We start from the raw sequence: 17,611 nt of genomic DNA on the forward strand, positions 1-17,611 counted from the left end.
CGAGCCAGCCTCAAAGCTTCCAGCCCGAATGAAGCGCGGCAATACCGCCGGAATAATTGCGGAAGGAAACGCGATCGAAGCCGGCGCGGGAAATCATCGTCGCGAAATTCTGCTGATTGGGAAACCTGGCGATCGATTCGACCAGATAGGAATAGGGCTCACCGTCGCCGGCGACCATCTTGCCGATCTTTGGAATGGCGTTGAACGACCAGGCTTCGTAGACCTTGTCGAGCAGCGGCATCTCGACCTCGGAAAATTCCAGGCACAGGAAGCGCCCGCCCGGCTTCAGCACGCGAAAGGCTTCTGTGAGCGCGACATCGATGCGCGGCACGTTGCGAATGCCGAAAGCGATGGTGTAGGCGTCGAATGTGGCGTCAGCGAAGGGCAGTTCCTCCGCATTGGCCTCGACGAAATCGGTGTTGCCGGAGAGGCCTTTCTTTTCGGCCCGGTCGCGGCCGACGGCCAGCATCGAACCATTGATGTCGAGCACGGTGGCATGGGCATTGCCGTGGCTGGCATCGACGATGCGGAAGGCGATGTCACCGGTGCCACCGGCAACGTCCAGCACACGCCATCCGAGCCTTTTTGGAGGATTGAGCCAGGTGACCATGGCATCCTTCCACAGCCGGTGCAGGCCGGCCGACATCAGATCGTTCATCAGGTCGTAGCGGTTGGCGACCTTGTGGAAAACATCGTTGACCAGGGACTGCTTGTCGCCAGCCCCTACACGCTTGAAACCATAGGAGGTTTCCATGCCGCCCGCGGCCGTGGTTCTCTCAACTGACATTTTTTTGATCCGTCATAAAACCGGCGGGACCATAGCCGATCGATGGTGCGGGCGCTATTGTTTAAGGCGCGGTGTTCAGCCGCGCTTCCAGGTGGCGGGTTTTTAAGACCTGGACAGACCGACAGGATGATTGAATGCCTTTGAAAGCGGAACTGCACTGCCACATTGAAGGGGCAGCGGCGCCAGAACTCGTCATCCGCCAGGCGCAGAAATACGGCAAGGATACCTCGCCCTATATCCAGAACGGTTCATTCGTCTGGCACGATTTCACGTCCTTCCTCGCGGCCTACGACTTTTCCTCCGATCTGTTCCGGACCGAGGAAGACTATGCGCGGCTGGCCGACCATTATCTGACTAGCCTTGCCCGCGACGGGGCCATCTATTCCGAGGTCTTCACCTCGCCCGACCACGCCACGAAGGCCGGCCTGTCGCCCAAGGCCTATACCGACGCGCTCGGTGAAGGCATGGCCCGCGCCAAGGCCAAGACCGGCATCGAGGGCCGCATGATCGTCACCGGTGTGCGCCATGTCGGCGTCGAGTCGATCGAGCGGGCGGCGCGCTTCGCGGCGCGCTGCGGGCATCCGCTGGTCACCGGTTTCGGCGTTGCCGGCGATGAGCGGATCGGCGAGATGGAAGACTATGTCAGGGCTTTCGAGATCGCGCGGGAGGCCGGGCTCGGCATCACCATCCATGCCGGCGAACTGACAGGCTGGGAAACGGTCCAGGCGGCGCTCGATCACATCCGTCCGTCCCGCATCGGCCATGGCGTGCGTGCGATCGAGAATCCAGATCTTGTGCGGCGCATCGCCGACGAGGGCGTGGTGCTGGAATGCTGCCCCGGCTCCAACATCGCGCTCAAGGTGTTCGGCGGTTTTGCCGACCATCCGTTTCCGGCCCTGCAGGCGGCCGGCTGCAAGGTGACGCTGAATTCCGACGATCCGCCTTATTTCTGGACCTCGCTGAAGCGCGAATACGACATCGCCGCCGAGCATTTCTCGATGAACGAAAAGGCGCTGACCGCCGTCACCAAAACGGCCATCGAGGCCGCTTTCGTCGACAAAAAGACCAAGACCGCGCTTCTCGCCCGGTTGAACGGCGCGGCACGCTGATTTCTGCCGACAAAGCTGTGGTCGATGCAGGCCAAGCGGGTTCCTTGGCCGACGCATTGCCGCTAGGGTTCGCCCAGGCAGCTTGAAGCGCGGCGCGTCCGAAAGGGCGATGCGCATTTTCGGGCGCAGGCATCAGGAGAACACCATGCAGGGCGTCACCGTCGTCGACCATCCGCTTGTCCAGCACAAGCTGACCATCATGCGCAAGAAGGAAACCTCGACGGCCGGCTTCCGCCGGCTGCTGCGCGAAATATCGCTGCTGCTCGGCTATGAGGTCACCCGCAACCTCGAACTGACGACGACGACGATCGAAACGCCGATGGAAACCATGGAAGCGCCGACGCTGGAGGGCAAGAAGCTGGTCTTCGCCTCGGTGCTGCGCGCCGGCAACGGCTTGCTTGAAGGCCTGCTCGACCTGGTTCCGGCGGCCCGCGTTGCCCATGTCGGCCTCTACCGCGATCACGAAACGCTGGAAGCAATCGAGTATTTCTTCAAGGCGCCGAGCGACCTCGGCGACCGGCTGGTGATCGTCGTCGATCCGATGCTGGCCACCGCCAATTCCGCGATCGCGGCAATCGACAAGCTGAAGGAGCGCGGCGCCACCAACATCCGTTTCCTTTGCCTCTTGGCAGCGCCCGAAGGCATCGAGCGCTTCACCAAGGCGCATCCGGACGTCCCCGTCTTCACAGCTTCGATCGACCGTCAGCTCAACGAGAAGGGCTACATCATGCCCGGCCTCGGCGACGCCGGCGACCGCATGTATGGGACCAAATAGTACCAGGCAATTGCCTGGTACGATTTACCAAAAATTTACGCAAAAGCGGGGTTTTGGCGCGCGTTAAAGCGGCAAACACCATCCAGGCTTAAGGATCGCCTGTCACAAAGGCCGATCCATGCTGCGCAAACTTCTCATCCTCGGCGTTTTCGCCGGTACGTCGGCATCGATACCGATTGTGTATCAGTCGAATCCGCAATTCGTCGAAAACCTGCTGAAATCGGCGGCGCCGGGCAAACAAGCGGTCGAAGCCCAGCCGAACGTCAATCTGGCATCGGTGCCCAACAAGCCCGCGGCGCCGCTGCCGATGGGCCGCAAGGTCGTCGTTTCGGCAGACGAGCGTGGACATTTCTCATCGGCCTTCAAGCTCAATGGACGTCAGGTCGACGGCATGATCGATACCGGCGCCACATTGGTCGCCATCAACATTTCGACGGCGCGCAGAATCGGCCTGTCCCTGAACCCTTCCGACTTCAGCCACGAGGTCAGCACCGCCAACGGAACCATCAAGGCGGCCGTGGCAATGATCGACCGCCTGCAGATCGGCAGCATCACGGTCAACGACGTCCAGACCATCGTGCTCGACGACAGGGCGCTACGCACCAATCTGATCGGCATGAGCTTCCTCAGCCGGCTCGACAAATATCAGGTCGAGAACGGCACGCTGCTGCTCGTTCAGTAAAGAACTATCGTTTTCCGCAATTCCGGACGGAAAACCGTTACACACTTTTCCTGGAATTGCTCTAGCCGCGCGGCAGAATCCGCCGGATGACCGACTTGTCGGCCGGCGGCTTCGAAGCGCCGACCGTATAGGCCGAAAGCACGGTGGCGGCAGCGGCCTCGGCATCGGCCAATGAGCGGGCATGGACCAGCGCCAGCGGCTCGCCGAACCTCACCTCCGCACCGACCGGCAACAGCCTGGTGATGCCGACCGCGGGGTCGACCTTGTCGTCCGGGCGCGTGCGTCCGCCTCCCAGGCCAACCACGGCGAGACCAATGTCGCGGGTGGCGATGCCGGTGACGAAGCCGTTTGCGGTCGCCTTGACGGCAAATTCGGTCGCCGCCGCAGGCAGATATTTTTCCGGTTTCTCGATGAAATCGGCGGGGCCGCCAAGCGCGGCCACCATACGTGCGAAAGTGGCGGCGGCGCGGCCGCTGGCAAGCGTCTCGGTGGCGCGCCGCATGCCGTCCTGGTTGGACGACACCAGCCCGGCCGATTGCAGCATTTCGGCGGCCAGCGCCAGCGTCACGTCCTCGAGCCTCCGGTCACGAAACCGACCGGTGAGGAAGTCGACGGCATTGCGCACCTCGACGGCGTTGCCGGCGGCCGACGCCAGCGGCTCGTTCATGCCGGTGATCAACGCCGAGGCTTTCAGACCGGCGCCATTGGCGATTTCGACCAGGCTGTTGGCGAGTGCGGTGGCGTCGCGCGATTTTTCCATGAAGGCGCCATTGCCGACCTTGACGTCGAGGACCAGCGACTGCAGCCCGGCCGCCAGCTTCTTCGACAGGATCGAAGCGGTGATTAGCGGCACCGATTCGACCGTGCCAGTGACGTCGCGGATCGCATAGAGTCGCCGATCGGCGGGCGCGAGGTCGGCGGTCTGGCCGATGATGGCACAGCCGGTTTCGAGCACCGCTTTGCGAAACAGCGCGATATCGGGCTGGCTGACATAGCCGGGGATCGCATCCATCTTGTCCAGCGTACCGCCGGTATGGCCAAGGCCGCGGCCTGATATCATCGGCACATAGGCGCCGCAGGCGGCGACGATCGGCGCCAGCATGAGCGAGACATTGTCGCCGACGCCGCCGGTCGAATGCTTGTCGGTGACAGGCCCGGGCAGGTCCGACCAGTCGAGCACGTCGCCGGAATCGCGCATCGCCAGTGTCAGCGCCACCGCCTCGTCGCGGTTCATGCCGTTGAAGAACACCGCCATGGCGAAGGCGCCGGCCTGCCCGTCCGAAACGGCCCCTGACGTCACGCCTCCGACGAAGTCAGCGATCTCCTCTTCCGACAGCCTCAGGCCGTCACGCTTGCGGCGGATGATTTCCTGCGGAAGCATCAGCTATCCAGCAATCCGTCGCGGAACACGCGCTGCAGGATCGTTGCCAGCAGCGCGCCGCCGACCGGTGCCATGTCCTTAGTCTCCTGGTGCGAAAGCTCGGCCCCGGTCATGCCGGCCGCCAGATTGGTGATGACCGAACAGGCGGCGACGCGAAGTCCGAGGAAACGGGCGAGAATGACCTCCGGTACGGTCGACATGCCGACCGCGTTGGCGCCCACGATGCGCGCCATGCGGATTTCGGCCGGCGTTTCGAAGCATGGCCCCGAGAACCACATGTAGACGCCCTTGTGCAGTGTGTTGCCGGTGGCTTTCGCCGCCTGTTCGAGCGCCTTGCGGATGCCGGCATCGTAGGCTTCGGTCAGGCCGACGAAGCGGCGGTCGCTGGGCTCGCCGATCAGCGGATTGGTGCCCGAGAAATTGATGTGATCCGATATCAGCATCACCGAACCCGGCGGCATGTCCGGATCGACCGAACCGGCGGCATTGGTGAGGATCAGTTTCGTGATGCCGATGCCGGCAAGCACTTCCAGCACCGGGCGCATCGCCGCTGCATTGCCGTGCTCGTAATAATGGGCGCGGCCGGACAGCATCAGCACCGGCACTCCGGCAAACAGCCCCGCCACCACTTCGCCGGCATGGCCGCTGACGCCGCTTCTGGGAAAACCCGGCAGGTCGGCATAGGAGATGCGGATCGGGTCCTCGATCTGGTCGACCAATCCGCCCAGGCCCGACCCCAGCACCAGCGCTGTCAACGGCGCCAGGCCGTCCAGCCGTTCGATGAGATGATCCAGCGCTTTTTCCGTCATCGCAGCTCGCTCTTCATTTCAAGATATCGCCGCGGAAGCCGTAGGGCAGCATGTCGCCCATGGTAACGGTCTCGGCCACGCCCGTATTGTCGCAGAGATAGAGCTTGGTTTCCGGCCGGCAGAATTCGGCCAGCCGCTGCCGGCAGCCGCCGCAAGGCGAGCATTTGGCCATGCGCTCGGCAAGGACGGCGATTTCCACGATCTTGCCGCCGCCGCCCATGATGTAGTGGCCGAGCGCCGTGGTCTCGGCGCACCAGCCTTCCGGATAGGAGGCGACCTCGATGTTGGCGCCGGTAAAGACGCGCCCGTCCTCGGTGCGCAAGGCAGCGCCCACCGGAAACTTCGAATAGGGCGCATAGGCCTTGGCCATGGCGGCCTTGGCGGCCTCGAACAGATCATGCGACATTCAGTTCTTCTCTCCGATGATCATGTTCAAACCCGGCGCTTGCGCTTGGCTTGAGGTGAGCTCAGCGTTCCTTGACGTAGGGCACGCCGCCGGCGCGTGGCGGAATGGCCTTGCCGATGAAGCCGGCGAGCAGGATGACGGTGAGGATGTAGGGCAGCGCCTGCATGAACTGCACCGGCACCTTGCCGATGATGGGCAGCGGAGAACCCTGCAGGCGGATCGACAGCGCGTCGAGGAAGCCGAACAGCAGACAGGCGAACATGGCGTTGACCGGTTTCCACTTGGCGAAGATCAGGGCTGCCAGCGCGATGTAGCCCTTGCCGGCGGTCATGTCCTTCACGAAACCGCCATTTTGCACCATCGACAGATAGGCGCCGGCAATGCCGGTGAGGATGCCAGTGCAGATCAGCGCCCGGTAGCGCAGCCAGGCGACCGAGATGCCGGCGGTGTCGACGGCGGCCGGGTTCTCGCCGACGGCACGCAGGCGCAGGCCGAAGCGGGTGCGAAACAGCACCCACCAGGTGAACGGCACCATCGCGAAGGCGAGATAGACCAGGATCGAGTGGCCCGACAGCAGCTCGGCATAGATCGGTCCGAGGATAGGCACGCTGCGGATGGCTTCCGCACCCGGCAAGGTGATGGCCTCGAAACGCTCGCCCGGTTGCAATGCCGGCGTGCGCCCGCCTTGCTGGAACCAGGCCTGACCGAGGATGATGGTCGACCCGGCGGCGATGAAATTGATCGCCACGCCGGAGACGATCTGGTTGCCGCGATGGGTGATCGAGGCAAAGCCGTGGATCATGGCGAAGGCGATCGAGATCAGGATGGCCATGCCGAGGCCGAGAAAGGCCGAATGGAACACGGAAGCGGCCGCCGCTCCGGCAAAGGCGCCGACCAGCATCTTGCCTTCGAGGCCGATGTCGAAGATGCCGGCGCGTTCCGAATAGAGGCCTGCCAGGCAGGCGAGCAGCAGCGGCACCGAGAGGCGGATGGTGGAGTCCAGTGTCTGGACGATTGCGTTGAACACATCCATCTCAGGCACCCTTCCCCTTGACCGCTTCGATGCCGACCGATCTCGGGTTGAATGAGGCGAACAGCGCCTGGATGTAAGGCCTGAACATGTGCTCGAGGGCGCCGGCAAACAGGATCACCAGGCCCTGGATGATGACGATCATATCGCGGCTGATGGCCGGCATCTCGAAGGCAAGTTCGGCGCCGCCCTGGTAGAGCATGCCGAACAGGACCGCCGCCAGCACGATGCCGACCGGGTGGAGGCGGCCCATCAGCGCCACGGCGATGCCGACGAAACCGGCGCCGGAAACGAAGTCGATGGCGACATTGTGCTGATCGCCCATCACCGGGTTGAGCGCCATCATGCCGGCCAGTGCGCCCGAGATCATCATGGCGGTGATGATGATGCGGGTTTCGGAAATGCCAGCATAGCGCGCCGCTTTCGGGCTGTGACCATAGGTGCGCATCTCATAGCCGAGCTTGGTGCGCCAGATCAGCAGCCAGACCAGGAAAGCCATGGCCAGTGCCAGCAGGAAGGTGACGTTGAGCGGCGCCGAGCGGATCTTCGCGCCGAACAGCTCGATGATCCAGTTGAGCTTGGGCAGTTCCGCGCCGGCGAGAAAGTTGCGCGTCTGCGGCGCTTGCGAGGCCGCCGGCTTCAAGGGGCCTACCAACAGGTAAACCATGATCGAGGCGGCGATGAAGTTGAACATGATGGTGGTGATGACGATGTGCGAGCCGCGCTTGGCCTGCAGATAGGCGGGGATCAGCGCCCACAAGGCGCCCACGACCGCCGCCGCAATTATGGCCAGTGGAAAGGTCAGCCACCATGGCAGTGTACTGTCGAAGCTCAGGCAGACGACGGCGATGCCAAGGCCGGCGATGTAGGCCTGTCCCTCGGTGCCGATGTTGAACAGGCCGCAATGCGCCGCCACGGCCACCGAAAGTCCGGTGAATATGAAGGTTGTGGCATAGAACAGGGTGAAGGCAATGCCTGTGCCCTTGCCGAAGGCGCCTTCGACCAGGATGATTGCGGCGCGGAACGGGTTCTCACCGACCAAAAGCACGACGAAACCGGCGACGACGAAGGCGACGAACAGATTGATCAGCGGGATCAAGCCATAGTCGGCCCAGGCCGGCAGTTTGGCGTAAGGCGTGCTCATTCAGCGGCCTCCTGATGCTCGACGCCGGCCATCAGCAGGCCGAGTTCGCCTTCGGTCGCTTCCGGACCGCGCTCGCCGACGATGCGGCCGGAAAACATCACCAGGATGCGGTCGGACAGCGAGCGGATCTCGTCGAGCTCGACAGAAACCACCAGCACCGCCTTGCCCTGGTCGCGCATGGCGATCAGGCGCTTGTGGATGAATTCGATGGCGCCGACATCGACGCCGCGCGTCGGCTGGCCAACGATGAGAACACCCGGGTCTTGTTCCATTTCCCGCGCGAGCACGATCTTCTGCTGGTTGCCGCCGGAGAAATTGGCGGTCTTCAGCCTGCAGTCCGTCGGGCGGATATCGTATTTGACGATCTTGTCCTTGGCATCGTTGCGGATGGCATCGATGTTGAGGAACGGACCCTTCAAATAGCGCGGGTCGTCGTGATAGCCGAGGATGGAATTCTCGTTCTCCTCGAAGGCCAGCACCAGCCCGACGTGATGGCGGTCCTCCGGCACATGTGCCAGGCCGCGGTCGCGCAATTCGCCGGGATCGGCGGCACCCGTCAGGTCGATCGGCTTGCCGTCGAGCATGACCGAGCCGGAGACGGCGCGCCTGATGCCGGAAATTGCCTCGAGCAGTTCGGATTGTCCGTTGCCGGCGACACCGGCGATGCCGACGATCTCGCCGGCCCTGATGTCGAAGGAGATGTCGTCGACCATGGTGACGCCGCGCGTGTCCTTGACCGTCAGGTTCTTGACCGCGAGCTTGATGTTGCCGGCCTCCGCCTCGCCCTTCTCGACCCGCAAGAGCACGCGCCGACCGACCATCAGCTCGGCCAATTCCTCGACCGTGGTCTTCCTGGTCTCGCGGGTTGCCACCATCGTGCCCTGGCGCATGACCGACACCGTGTCGGTGATGGCCATGATCTCGCGTAGTTTGTGGGTGATCAGCACCACCGTTTTGCCCTGGTCCTTCAATTGCTTGAGGATGCGGAACAGGTGGTCGGCCTCGGCCGGCGTCAAAACGCCCGTCGGCTCGTCGAGTATCAGGATCTCGGCGCCGCGATAGAGCGCCTTGAGGATCTCGACACGCTGCTGCAGGCCGACCGGCAGTTCCTCGATGATCGCATCGGGATCGACTTCCAGCCCGTATTCGCGCTCAAGCCGCTCCAGCTCGGAGCGCGCCTTGGCGATGCTCTTCTTCAGCAGCGCATCGCTTTCGGCGCCGAGTATGACGTTCTCCAGCACCGTGAAATTGTCGACCAGCATGAAGTGCTGATGCACCATGCCGATGCCGAGCGCGATCGCGTCATTGGGGGTCTTGATCGAGGCCGGCTGGCCACCGACGCGGATCTCGCCGCTGTCGGCCTGGTAGAAGCCATAAAGGATCGACATCAGCGTCGACTTGCCGGCGCCGTTCTCGCCGACAATGCCGTGGATGGTGCCGCGCGCGATCTCCAGATTGATATCGCGGTTGGCGCGCACCGCACCAAAACTTTTGTTGATGCCGATCAGCTCGATTGCGGCTTGCGCCATGCAGCCTGTCCCACTCTTATTTTTTATCGCTTGGTCAAAACGCCTAGCATGACGCTCCGCCCGTGCCAATTGGCGGAGCCGGGTTCACTCTCGACAAATCCCGGTGCGCTTGTCAATTTGCAACGTGGCCGGGGCGTTCACATTCGCTAATATGGTGGAGCCGAAATTCGCGTCACGGCGCAAGACAAGGGATTCGAATGATCATGCCCGCCGATCGGCTGACGACGCTGGAGATCCGCGCCGCCGAACAGGAGAAGACCATCGAGGAACTGTCCGGCCAGATCGCCGAGCAGTGGAAGGTGATCGAGCGCATGCAGCGCAAGCTCGACGCGCTGACCGATCGCTTCCTGGCGCTGGAGGAGCAGGCAGGAGATGACGTGCCTATTACCAAGCCGCCGCACTGGTGAGAGACTGTTTGAAAATTCTACTCTGGCGGCCATCTGATGGCGTTTTCTGCGCTTCCCCGTTCTACTGCGTCGACGCAGTAGAACTGAGCTCACGGACCAAATGTCCGCTCCGCTACGGTTCTCGAAATCATCATCATATGACTCGCCAGAGCGAATTTCGAAACAGTCTCTAGGGAAAGGGGAGGGTGCACGCCATGGCCAGTGAAAGCGATCGCATCGCGCGGGCCGGCGACTATGTGCTCGGCCTGATGAACGATGCGGAACGTGAACGGGCCGAGCGCGATCTGGCGATCGATCCCGCTTTCCGAGATGCCGTCGTGCGGCTTGCCGAACGCATGCACATCTTCGACCGTGCCGAACCGGCTGCTGGCGAAGAGCGGTGGAAGCAGATCGCGCAGCGCATTGGCGACCTGCCGCAGATGCGCACATCTGGCTTCGGCGATGCCGGATCGCCAACCGCGATCCGAAGCTTGTCGCAGCGGCCGCACGGTATCGGCCTGCATACGCTTGGCGGCCGGCGCGGATTTGTGGTTGCCGCCGGTTTGATGGTGGCCTTTGCGCTGGGTTATCTGGTGGGCAAGTTATAAGTTCTTTGTATGCTTGGGTGTTTTCCGAAAACCAGGACCCCATTTTTTGGGATCATGTTCCAAGCCGGCGCGACATAAGCGCCATTCGCTCGCCGTCCGAGCCAAAGATCTCAACCGTATTACAGCCGAGCGCTGCGTAGAAATCACGCGCATCCCACGTGTAGAGATAGAGCGTCTCGACGCCCTGTGACGCAGCATGGGCTTCCGTTGCCTTGACCAGCGCGGTAGCGATGCCTCGGCGTCGGTACCCGGCATCGACAACCAACCCGGCAAGCCACGGTGTCAGCTCATGCGCGGGCTCCAGTTCGTGGCGGGCCAGCAGACATGTGCCGACCGGCGTGTCGCCGATCCGGGCCACGAATGCCGCCTCGAGGCCGTCACCGGCGAGCAAGCCGCGAAGCCCTGCCGCATCTTCCTCGTGGGTCCTTCCCGTCCCCTCGAAAAAGGTGGCCAGTCGCAGCTGCGCGACTGCTGCTACATCGCGCTCGTCCATGGGTTCGATTGTCGGCTGCCGCATCTGTTTCGCCCGTCGGAAAAGACAAAACCGCCAGGCTTGCGCCCGGCGGTTTGAAGATCACGACTTTACGTCGCTGCCGCTCAATAGGGGCAGGCGTTGTCGGTCGTGTAGTCGTGCACTTCGAGCTTGCCGGCGATGATGTCGGCCTTGGCCTTTTCGACCGCCGCCTTCATCTCATCGGTCACCAGCGCCTTGTTGTTGTCGTCCATGGCGTAGTCGACGCCGCCTTCCTTGAGGCCGAGATTTTGCAGGCCGCCCTTGAAGGTGCCGTTCTTGCCGTCCATGAAAGCGCTGTAGACGGCAACGTCGACGCGCTTCAGCATCGAGGTCAGCACCTTGCCGGGCTGCAGGCCGTTCTGGTTGGAATCGACGCCGATGCCGAGCTTGCCGGCATCAGCCGCCGCCTGCAGCACGCCAACGCCGGTGCCGCCGGCCGCGGCATAGACCACGTCGGAGCCCTGATCGATCTGAGTCTTGGCGATCTCGCCGCCCTTGGCCGGATCGTTCCACGCCGCCGGCGTGTCACCGGTCATGTTCTGGATGACGTCGGTCGCACCGGCCGCCTTGGCGCCGCCGACATAGCCGCATTCGAACTTGCGGATCAGCGGAATGTCCATGCCGCCGATGAAGCTGACCTTCTTCGACTTCGAGGCCATCGCTGCCATGATGCCGACGAGATAGGAGCCTTCGTTCTCCTTGAACACCAGCGAGCGGACATTGGGCAGGTCGACGGCATCGTCGATGATGGCGAAGTTGAGATCGGGATATTCGGCCGCGACCTTCTTCAGCGCATCCTCCCAGGCGAAGCCGGCCATGACGATCGGGTTGTGACCGTCCTCGGCGAAGCGGCGCAGCGCCTGCTCGCGCTGCGAGGCATTGGACACCTCGAACTCGACATAAGCGACGCCGGTCTCGGTCTTGAATTTCTCGGCGCCATGGTAGGCTGCCTCGTTGAAGGACTTGTCGAACTTGCCGCCCAGATCATAGAGGACGGCCGGCTGGACATCCGCGGCGAAAGCCGGAAGAACCATTGCGGTTGCGGCCAGGAGGCCGAGAACGATACGTTTCATGTGATCCACACCCTGTCGGTTATTTTTTCCGTTACGCACCGCCTGCCTGCCCGGCTCACCGGCAGGCATGCGGCGTCAGCCAGGAGTGTATTCCCCTCCCGCTCGGGGGCAATCTGGCACGGCCCGAAACAAAATTCACGCGGAATTTTGACCTTTTGGAAAAGCATGGCGCGGGGAGGCTGCGCTATAGCGTGATCCTTGCGCCAAGGGCCTCAGGCAGAGGCGGCAGCCGGGATGGCGCAAGCGACGCCGGTGCCTTTGAGGTTGCAAGTCCCGTAAGGGTTCTTCGCCAGATATTGCTGGTGATCGGCCTCGGCGAAGTAGAATTCGCGCGCCGGGGCGATCTCGGTGGTGATCCTGCCGTGGCCGGCAGCGCGCAGCGAGGCCTCATAGGCATCGCGCGAGGCGCTTGCCGCCCGGTGTTGCGCATCGCCTGACGTATAGATCGCGGAACGGTAGGTGGTGCCGACATCATTGCCCTGGCGCATACCTTGCGTCGGGTCGTGGCTCTCCCAGAACAGCTTCAGAAGCGCGGCATAGGAGACGATTTTGGGGTCGTGGACGACCAGCACCATCTCGGCATGGCCGGTGAGCCCAGTGCAGGTCTCCTGACAGGTCGGATTGGGTGTGAAGCCACCGGCATAGCCGACCGCCGTGACCCAGACGCCTTCGATCCGCCAGAACAGCCGCTCCGCGCCCCAGAAGCAGCCCAACCCGAACATCGCGATCTCCAGTCCCTCGCGATAGGGACCCTTGAGCGGTCTTTTCAAGACCTTGTGCCTGGATGCGGTCGGGATCGCCTTGGCGCGGCCCGGCAGGGCCTCGGATGGCTTCGGCAGATTGAGTTTCTTGTTCAGCATGTCGCTGAGAAAGAACATGCGCGACCTTCCTTGTCTGAACGCTGGAGGGGATCAGTTCGCGGCGAACTGTCCCGTGCGTCGTTGCCGCCGATAGCCGATCGCATAGAGCAGGAACGCCAGCACAGCGAACACGGCGAAGCCCGGCTGGTTCAGCACCCAGGCGACGGCGCCATCCCACAGCAGCGGCCCGGCCTTGGTTCGGATGAAGGTCTCGAAGGCGGCCCGCGTGTCCGGCGAGACGGCCAGCCAACTCGCGTTGAGCGGGGTCAGCACCAGCGCCGAAGCCGCCACGGTGCGCGTCGCATCGAGCACCGCCATGATGACGGAAATCGACAGGGCGACCATCGCGGCGAGACGGAAGATGAAGCGAAACATGCGGGGACCTCCTCCAGGCCAGTCCCCTCCCGAGGACCTTCCGGTTTCAGAGATAGAATGCGCATGGCTGGATCGCAATCGCCATACGCGAATTTGCAGGGCCGCGAATTCAGGTTAAGGCCAGACGGCGGCCAATCCGGCGGTGTCGGGTGCTTTGTGCCGGGTAGCTTTTCATATCGATAGGAATTTTTTCTTGACCCGGTGAGGGCAGCTATGCTACATATTCGCCCATGGTGCTGATTTGTGCCAACGACCCGCCGCATAGGCGGGTTTTTGCGTTTAGATGCTTCGCCATCCATCGCACCAGCGAAGGCTCGGACGGAATGAAGCCCAGCCTATGCCACCTGCCTGCTTTTGCGCCGATGAACGCGCCAGACGGCGAAAAGGCCGCCGCCGATGGCGCCGACAACCAGCCCTGCCAGGCCGATGAACAGGGCAAAATAGCCGCAGGCACCCTCGAAGCAGCTCATACCGGTGGCACCCGCGATCACCGAGCCGATGGCGAATCCGCCCACGGCACCGATGACCGCGCCGAGAACGATGCCGATCAGGGCGGCGATGACCGAGACGAAGACAGGCGGGCTTTCGGTTTCCGGATTGGCATAAACGGCATCGGCTTCGGATCCCCGGCGCAGCAGGTAGATGCAGAGAACCCCGATAGCGATTTGAGCAGCCGTGATGGCAAGCGCCTTGCCCGAAAAGACGAAATCGGAAATCGTCAGTACACAGGCCTGCCAGGCCAGCAGCCAGATGATTGTGGCGACCTGCCAGATGGTGAACTGGCGCGGGAAGCGGGCCGAGCGGCCGAAGGCGAGGCCGAGCAGGTAAAGCCCCCACAGGATGGTGATGATGTCGACGGCGAGCCCGCCAAGCAGGAGATAGAAAACCCCGTCCGGCAGGCCGCCATGACCGCCGACCAGCCACCATGCCGACACCAAACCGTAGACCGACCACGCCATGACGAAAATGAGCCAACCCGGCGGCACGAAGGACAGCCCGCTGTCCGGCCGCCTGGCTGGCGCCTGTCCATTGCTCGATGTCATGTCCAGCCCCCAAGGCCTTTCACTCGACAGACGGCCAACGGCGAAGTCAAGCACAGCAGTCCTTGCGGCCTTGCCTGTGCACATCATTCGGGTGGCGGCGCTTCAAAATCGGGGACACCGACGATGCCGCGAAACACTGTGTGGCCGGCAAAGCGAATAGACTGCCGTTATGGCTTGGCATTCGGCGCCGGATCGACTAGATGAGCCCCGCGCCTGTTGCTTTGACGGCTCAGGTGCGGGGAAGGCGTTTGCTGGTTGGCGACGCCGATGGCGGAAGTTCCGCTTGTCCCAAGGGAGGTGCATCTCCCCAACCCGCGCGGCGAAACCGGCCGGCGCGACATGCATGGACGGAGAGGTGGCCGAGTGGTTGAAGGCGCACGCCTGGAAAGTGTGTTTACGGGAGACCGTAACGCGGGTTCGAATCCCGCTCTCTCCGCCAATTTGCAATCGCCCCCTGATAATTGGACTATCGAGTACTGTCACTCGCCCAATCCTCCAGCCCATGGCGGACACGAACAACAAGAACACCGTCATCCTTTTCGATGCGGTAGACGAGCCTTGAACGGGTGAATGCGCATCGGCGGTGATAGCTCAAATCGCTCCCGCGCCATACGAGGATTTGGCGGCTATCAGGTCAAAGATCGCGAACAACTCATCATGATATTGTCTGGCCTGCATCGGGCCGAACATGCGCACGCCCTGCTCGGCAATGCCGATAACGTCCTCTTCCGCCGCTAAAGAGAGGCGAAACCCCATTATCCATTGCTGCGCGGCGTCTCGGTGCGTTTCACCGCCTCCGCAAAAAGTGCGTCCCTGGAACGTTTGCCGACACCACTCTTCAGCCCATCATCGACAAAGCGCTGCATAGCGGCAATCTTGTCGTTGCGTTCCTGATCCCGGCGGATCAAATCGCGCACATAGTCGCTGGCGTTGGCATAGCGGCCCGTTTCGGCTTGCGCCTCGACCCAATCCTTCATCGGATCGGGCAATGATACGTTCATCGTTGCCATAGTGACCTCCATTTTCAATTGCAGTATGGCACATTTTGGCAAAGTTTGTCAAATATATCCGTGTTCGCCAGAAACTTCAAAAATGGTATAACCATCTGATATCGTTGCGTTTCATAGGGGTGCCAAATGCCTGGTGCTGCAAACTCATAGTGACCTTGATGGCCGGCAGGCCATCGATTTTGGGATTCCTACGTGATCTGGTAGTGGTGATCCAAATCACAGGAGATGGCATGCCAAACGATGTAATCGTGCGCGACAGCAATGGCGCTCAACTGAATGACGGCGATTCCGTCACGCTGATCAAAGACCTCAAAGTCAAAGGCACTTCGGAGACGATCAAGCGCGGCACGTTGGTGAAGAACATCCGTCTCAACGGCAATCCCGGCGAGATCGAATGCAACACCAAGCAAGTGAAAGGCCTGGTGCTCAAGACCGAGTTCGTGAAGAAGGCGTGACCCTCAAGGCGGGCAAGCTATCTCGATGGATAGTCCATTATGAGCGTGAGGTGGCGACCGCAGAACCAAGGCGGGGTCGCCGGTCAAGGCAGACCCGAAATGCATCCGCTTCAATTCCTTCGGGACTTTGTAGAGCCTGCGTCGCAGTGTGGACAGCGCAGCCGTTGAGCGTCCGGCACGCGACAAATTAGGAACCTCCTGCCCTTTTGTACACTTTTTGGCCTCCCGTTCGCACACCATCGCGTTGGCCGGACAAGCCTGCCTCCTTCGCCTTTGCGTCGCGCAGCCGGCACCAACGCTCCAGACATAGGGCACAGCCCGGAACAAAGAAAAGCGCCGCTAGTTTCATCCGCAGGGCACTCGAACAGAAGGACGAGGATGATGAAAATGGCTTCATTGGCAATCACGATTGCGGTGTCACTTTCTGCCGGGGCTGCAATCGCCGCATGTCCGGACAAGTCCGCTGCCAACGCGGGTCCCGATACCCAACAGACCGCCGGTATTGCGAAAGATGGGACTCACGCGCCGTTAGAGACCCCGAAAGAGACCCCGAAGGCTGCCGAGAATGCCGGCAAGCCGGCCGCCAAGGATGGCAGCACGATGCCATTGGCCAGCGCGGAAGGCGGCGGCGACAAGAACCTTGCAACGTCTCAGCAGGACATTGAGGCGCAGCAGCATGGCGACAAGGCCGCAGCGGCAAAGGCGGATGAGAGTTGCAAAAACTGACGACCCGTGCAGGCCGGAGCCGATTTGTGGCTCCGGCCAACGCGCGGCGGGATGCGGCCATTGATCTGGGGACTGACTGGGCCACCAGACTGGGCACCACGGTGACGGTCGTTCGTCGAGGCGCTCCTGCGCCAGCTATGCTGAGGGCGTGGAGATGGATCTACTGCGCGATTCCCTCCAGCGCGACAGGGTCAGCTGCCGGCTTTCAGATACAGGCTGTCGGCCTGGAACCTCTCGCCTCGTCGCGCGTTTCACGGCGTCCCGTCCGTGGGCCAGCCCGGATATCTTTCCTGGCGCTGTGATAATCAGGAGCCCCGCTTCATGCACGACAAGCTGTTTCATTCACCGGTCGCACTGTCCGTCGGCCTCGGCTTCAAGCGCGAGATTGCCTCGCTGGCCGAAATGCACGATTTCCTCACCAACTGGACGACCTCCCGCCGCGGGCCGCTTTTTCGCAACGCGGTGAAGGCATGTGATCTTGCCATTCCGGGGTATGTGACCATCGAACAGGCGCGCCGTGCGCTGGTCGAATTTGCCCAAGCCGCCAGCATTCTGTGGCCGGATCTCGAGCCGGCCGCGGGCGTACACGCCGTTGCGCGTGGCTATGGCGGCTACGCCGCCTGAAGATTGGGGCCACCTTGGCTGCTAAAGCCATACCAGCCACCACAGAAAGCCCGGCTTGGCCCTCCCCAGCCGGGCTTTTTTTCCGCCCGCGAGAACCGCAAGTCGGTGTTGGACTGATCAAGCCGGCGTTGCGTGACCATCAGTCTGGCGAACGTTCGCGACGAGCCAAAACCTTTATAAAATTCCTATTTCTTTCCACTGCGCCCCGTCTCGAACCTTTATGGCGATCGGGTCCATATTCCCGCTGAGAAAACACAACCGGTTCCGTCAGCGGCAAAGTGCGGC

The 17,611-nt window shown here is 62.3% G+C and carries 21 protein-coding genes, 1 tRNA gene and 1 pseudogene; 9 read left to right on the plus strand and 14 right to left on the minus strand.

All coding sequences use genetic code 11. The features are described 5' to 3' along the window. Nucleotides 1-10 precede the first annotated feature (10 nt). Entirely contained in the window at nt 11-787 is a 777-nt protein-coding gene (gene ubiE, locus ACSQ3L_RS09590) for a bifunctional demethylmenaquinone methyltransferase/2-methoxy-6-polyprenyl-1,4-benzoquinol methylase UbiE (RefSeq protein WP_436159713.1), read from the minus strand. A gap of 134 nt (nt 788-921) precedes the next feature. On the opposite strand from ubiE, the gene ACSQ3L_RS09595 reads away from it, so the two are divergent. From ACSQ3L_RS09595 to ACSQ3L_RS09605, 3 genes are all read left to right on the plus strand, one after another. Next, on the plus strand, nt 922-1,896 hold the full coding sequence (locus tag ACSQ3L_RS09595; RefSeq protein ID WP_436159714.1) for an adenosine deaminase: 975 nt from the start codon (nt 922-924) through the stop codon (nt 1,894-1,896). A gap of 145 nt (nt 1,897-2,041) precedes the next feature. Next, complete coding sequence (upp, locus tag ACSQ3L_RS09600; RefSeq protein ID WP_436159715.1) at nt 2,042-2,671, plus strand: uracil phosphoribosyltransferase; 630 nt, start codon at nt 2,042-2,044, stop codon at nt 2,669-2,671. A gap of 118 nt (nt 2,672-2,789) precedes the next feature. After that, the gene (locus tag ACSQ3L_RS09605) at nt 2,790-3,353 is read left to right on the plus strand and encodes a TIGR02281 family clan AA aspartic protease (RefSeq protein ID WP_436159716.1); all 564 of its coding nucleotides are present in this window, start codon (nt 2,790-2,792) and stop codon (nt 3,351-3,353) included. A 61-nt stretch (nt 3,354-3,414) separates the two neighbouring features. Here the strand turns inward: ACSQ3L_RS09605 and deoA are convergent, their stop codons facing one another. The 6 genes from deoA to ACSQ3L_RS09635 form a co-directional block, all read right to left on the minus strand. Beyond that, entirely contained in the window at nt 3,415-4,734 is a 1,320-nt protein-coding gene (gene deoA / locus ACSQ3L_RS09610) for a thymidine phosphorylase (RefSeq protein ID WP_436159717.1), read from the minus strand. Further along, nucleotides 4,734-5,543: a purine-nucleoside phosphorylase gene (locus ACSQ3L_RS09615; protein WP_436159718.1), complete on the minus strand. Its 810-nt coding sequence runs from the start codon at nt 5,541-5,543 to the stop codon at nt 4,734-4,736. Before ACSQ3L_RS09615 ends, deoA begins: the two co-directional genes overlap by 1 nt. Nucleotides 5,544-5,556: 13 nt before the next feature. Next, a complete protein-coding gene (cdd, locus tag ACSQ3L_RS09620) occupies nt 5,557-5,949 on the minus strand; it encodes a cytidine deaminase (protein WP_127280033.1) in 393 nt (130 codons plus the stop codon). Nucleotides 5,950-6,010: 61 nt separating this feature from the next. After that, complete coding sequence (locus ACSQ3L_RS09625) at nt 6,011-6,982, minus strand: ABC transporter permease (protein WP_436159719.1); 972 nt, start codon at nt 6,980-6,982, stop codon at nt 6,011-6,013. Between the two features lies 1 nt (nt 6,983). After that, nucleotides 6,984-8,123: an ABC transporter permease gene (locus tag ACSQ3L_RS09630; RefSeq protein WP_436159720.1), complete on the minus strand. Its 1,140-nt coding sequence runs from the start codon at nt 8,121-8,123 to the stop codon at nt 6,984-6,986. After that, nucleotides 8,120-9,652, minus strand: coding sequence for an ABC transporter ATP-binding protein (locus ACSQ3L_RS09635; RefSeq protein ID WP_436159721.1), 1,533 nt, complete (start codon nt 9,650-9,652; stop codon nt 8,120-8,122). Before ACSQ3L_RS09635 ends, ACSQ3L_RS09630 begins: the two co-directional genes overlap by 4 nt. A 197-nt stretch (nt 9,653-9,849) precedes the next feature. Here ACSQ3L_RS09635 and ACSQ3L_RS09640 point away from each other — a divergent pair, with 197 nt between their 5' ends. Continuing rightward, nucleotides 9,850-10,059, plus strand: coding sequence for a SlyX family protein (locus ACSQ3L_RS09640; RefSeq protein ID WP_436159722.1), 210 nt, complete (start codon nt 9,850-9,852; stop codon nt 10,057-10,059). Nucleotides 10,060-10,253: 194 nt separating this feature from the next. Next, nucleotides 10,254-10,646, plus strand: coding sequence for a hypothetical protein (locus tag ACSQ3L_RS09645; RefSeq protein ID WP_436159723.1), 393 nt, complete (start codon nt 10,254-10,256; stop codon nt 10,644-10,646). A 52-nt stretch (nt 10,647-10,698) separates the two neighbouring features. On the opposite strand, the gene ACSQ3L_RS09650 is transcribed toward ACSQ3L_RS09645, so the two are convergent. The 5 genes from ACSQ3L_RS09650 to ACSQ3L_RS09670 form a co-directional block, all read right to left on the minus strand. Then, nucleotides 10,699-11,163 (minus strand): GNAT family N-acetyltransferase, encoded by a 465-nt coding sequence (locus tag ACSQ3L_RS09650; protein ID WP_436159724.1) that lies wholly within the window; start codon nt 11,161-11,163, stop codon nt 10,699-10,701. An 80-nt stretch (nt 11,164-11,243) separates the two neighbouring features. Continuing rightward, nucleotides 11,244-12,233: a BMP family lipoprotein gene (locus ACSQ3L_RS09655; protein ID WP_292187468.1), complete on the minus strand. Its 990-nt coding sequence runs from the start codon at nt 12,231-12,233 to the stop codon at nt 11,244-11,246. 212 nt (nt 12,234-12,445) lie between these two features. Then, entirely contained in the window at nt 12,446-13,111 is a 666-nt protein-coding gene (msrA, locus tag ACSQ3L_RS09660; protein ID WP_436159725.1) for a peptide-methionine (S)-S-oxide reductase MsrA, read from the minus strand. A 33-nt stretch (nt 13,112-13,144) separates the two neighbouring features. After that, on the minus strand, nt 13,145-13,468 hold the full coding sequence (locus ACSQ3L_RS09665) for a hypothetical protein (RefSeq protein ID WP_436159726.1): 324 nt from the start codon (nt 13,466-13,468) through the stop codon (nt 13,145-13,147). Nucleotides 13,469-13,803: 335 nt separating this feature from the next. Continuing rightward, nucleotides 13,804-14,511, minus strand: coding sequence for a hypothetical protein (locus ACSQ3L_RS09670; RefSeq protein WP_436159727.1), 708 nt, complete (start codon nt 14,509-14,511; stop codon nt 13,804-13,806). Between the two features lie 349 nt (nt 14,512-14,860). On the opposite strand from ACSQ3L_RS09670, the gene ACSQ3L_RS09675 reads away from it, so the two are divergent. Further along, nucleotides 14,861-14,950: transfer RNA gene (locus ACSQ3L_RS09675), tRNA-Ser, on the plus strand. Between the two features lie 27 nt (nt 14,951-14,977). On the opposite strand, the pseudogene ACSQ3L_RS09680 reads toward ACSQ3L_RS09675, so the two are convergent. Next, nucleotides 14,978-15,267, minus strand: a pseudogene (locus ACSQ3L_RS09680) (type II toxin-antitoxin system RelE/ParE family toxin). Then, complete coding sequence (locus ACSQ3L_RS09685; protein ID WP_436159728.1) at nt 15,267-15,521, minus strand: type II toxin-antitoxin system ParD family antitoxin; 255 nt, start codon at nt 15,519-15,521, stop codon at nt 15,267-15,269. Before ACSQ3L_RS09685 ends, ACSQ3L_RS09680 begins: the two are co-directional and overlap by 1 nt. 230 nt (nt 15,522-15,751) lie before the next feature. Here ACSQ3L_RS09685 and ACSQ3L_RS09690 point away from each other — a divergent pair, with 230 nt between their 5' ends. The 3 genes from ACSQ3L_RS09690 (at nt 15,752) to ACSQ3L_RS09700 (ending at nt 17,326) form a co-directional block, all read left to right on the plus strand. Continuing rightward, complete coding sequence (locus ACSQ3L_RS09690) at nt 15,752-15,976, plus strand: alkylphosphonate utilization protein (RefSeq protein WP_352809967.1); 225 nt, start codon at nt 15,752-15,754, stop codon at nt 15,974-15,976. A 387-nt stretch (nt 15,977-16,363) separates the two neighbouring features. After that, nucleotides 16,364-16,702: a hypothetical protein gene (locus tag ACSQ3L_RS09695; RefSeq protein WP_436159729.1), complete on the plus strand. Its 339-nt coding sequence runs from the start codon at nt 16,364-16,366 to the stop codon at nt 16,700-16,702. Nucleotides 16,703-17,023: 321 nt separating this feature from the next. Then, on the plus strand, nt 17,024-17,326 hold the full coding sequence (locus tag ACSQ3L_RS09700) for a DUF982 domain-containing protein (RefSeq protein WP_436159730.1): 303 nt from the start codon (nt 17,024-17,026) through the stop codon (nt 17,324-17,326). The last annotated feature ends 285 nt before the right edge of the window (nt 17,327-17,611 follow it).

Source organism: Mesorhizobium sp. LjRoot246, from assembly GCF_964254115.1.
Classification (GTDB): domain Bacteria; phylum Pseudomonadota; class Alphaproteobacteria; order Rhizobiales; family Rhizobiaceae; genus Mesorhizobium.